Annotated in this window: 3 protein-coding genes; all 3 read right to left on the reverse strand. The window is 71.2% G+C overall.

Translation table 11 applies throughout. The annotated features are described in order from the left end of the window. Window position 1 precedes the first annotated feature (1 nt). A complete protein-coding gene (locus ACYQ1H_RS15450) occupies window positions 2-406 on the reverse strand; it encodes an ExbD/TolR family protein (RefSeq protein ID WP_460028927.1) in 405 nt (134 codons plus the stop codon). Between the two features lies 1 nt (window position 407). Further along, window positions 408-1,070 carry a MotA/TolQ/ExbB proton channel family protein gene (locus ACYQ1H_RS15455; protein ID WP_460028928.1) on the reverse strand — a complete coding sequence of 221 codons (663 nt, stop codon included), beginning with the start codon at window positions 1,068-1,070 and terminating at the stop codon, window positions 408-410. A gap of 32 nt (window positions 1,071-1,102) precedes the next feature. Then, a partial coding sequence (locus ACYQ1H_RS15460; RefSeq protein WP_460028929.1) for an energy transducer TonB occupies window positions 1,103-1,843 on the reverse strand: 741 nt, incomplete at its 5' end.

Here is a 1,843-nt window from a genome sequence, read left to right on the forward strand (position 1 = left end):
GTCAGTGTCTGGTCTGCAAGGCGAGCTGTGTGATGCCGGCCTGCTGGGCGATGGCGAGGATGGCGGCGGCCTGGCCGTAGCGGACCTGCTCATCGATCTCGAACTGCACGGTCAGGTCCGGCTGGTCGGCCTTGCGCTGGCGGAGCCGGTCCGCCAGGGCGGCGCTGTCGAGTTTTTCCCGGTCCAGGTACAGCTGGCCGGTGCTGTCCAGGCTCACCAGGGTCACCGGCCGCGGCGGTGGCGGTGCCGCCGCCACCGTCTTCGGCAGGTTCACCCCCACCGACTGGGTCAGCAGCGGCGCCGTGACGATGAACACCACCAGCAACACCAGCATCACATCCACCAGCGGCGTCACGTTGATCTCGCTCAGGGCCGCCTGCTCCTCGCGCGGGGAACCGAACGCCATCTCAGGACTCCGCCGGCAGGGCAAAGCCCGTCTTCACGGCCAGATGCAGGAAATCGGTCGCGAAATCCTCCAGCTCCGCCTCGGTCAGCTTCACCTGCCGCAGGAAATAGTTGTAGGCCAGCACTGCCGGGATCGCCGAGGCGATGCCGATCGCCGTTGCGATCAGCGCCTCCCCGATCGGCCCCGCCACCACCTCAAGGCTCGCCGAACCGGTCCGGCTGATGTCCTCCAGCGCATGCATGATGCCCCACACCGTCCCGAACAGACCGATGAACGGCGCCGTGCTGCCGATGCTCGCCAGCATCGTCAGCCCCTGCTCCACCCGATGCCGCTCCTGCTGGATGCGCTGGCGCAGGCAGCGCTCCAGGATATCCTGGCGATCGCCGCTGGACGCCAGACTGGGCGCCGCTCCCGGGGGCGACACCTGCAGCACCTCGAAGCCCGCCTTGGCGATCCGCGCCAGAGGGCCCGGCAAGCCCCCCAGCGCCGCTGCCGCCCCCAGGCTCGGCGCCCGCCAGAACGCCTGGCTGTAGGCCCGGTTATGGCCCCGCAGCCGCCACTGCTCGAACGCCTTCAGAAAGATCAGCGCCCACACCAGCACCGAAAAGCCGATCAACACCCACAACGTCAGATTGACGATGGGACTCTTGGCAAACTCCATCATGACAAACAGACCTCCCACAACGACCGGGCGCCCTACGGCGCCTCCAGCAGATTGAAATTGATCGGCACATTGACCCAGCTGTCGACCGCCTGACCGCCCCGTTTTGCCGGCACGAAATGCCACTGGCGCACCGCCTCCAGCGCCGCCTCGTCCAGCACCTCATGGCCGCTGCCGGCCGCCACGCTCACCGCCGCCACCGCCCCGCTGGCCAGCACCTGCACCCGCAGCAACACCTTGCCCTCCCACTGCCGGCGCTTGGCCAGCGGCGGATAGACCGGCTTCGGATTGTGCAGATAGGCCGCATGGGCCCGGGCACTCTCGAATGCCCCGCCGGCAGGGCCAGCGGCCGGCGCGCGGGGCGCCGCCGGAGCGGTCGACGCCGCCCCCGGTGGCGCGTGGCTGGCCGGTGCCCGTGCCGGCGCTGCCGGTGCGGCACTGGTGGCCGGTTCCGGCGCCGGCAATCGCCGCGGCACGGGCCGCGCGGGGGCTGCGGCATTCGGATCCGGTTCCGGCGCCACGCGCGGGCGTGGCTTGGGCGGGACCGGCGGCTTGGTCACCTTTGGCGGAGCGGGCCTGGCCGGTGGCGCCGCGGGCGGAGTGACCGGCCTGGGTATCACCGGGGGTGCCGGCGGCGCCGGTGCGGCCGGGCCAGGTGCTGCGGCTGGCTGGGTGGCGGGTACCAGGGTCACCGTCACCGGTGGCCGGGGGATGGGCAGGGTCTCCGGCGGCTGTTGCAGCCAGTGGCGCCCCTGCCAGGCCAGCAGGTGAAACAG

The sequence above is a fragment of the Methyloparacoccus murrellii genome (genome assembly GCF_054657115.1).

What these genes read in the sequence shown, in the direction of transcription:
- ACYQ1H_RS15450 (WP_460028927.1), bottom strand. Translation starts at nt 406, where the DNA reads ATGGCGTTCGGTTCCCCGCGCGAGGAGCAGGCGGCCCTGAGCGAGATC.
- ACYQ1H_RS15455 (WP_460028928.1), bottom strand. Translation starts at nt 1,070, where the DNA reads ATGATGGAGTTTGCCAAGAGTCCCATCGTCAATCTGACGTTGTGGGTG.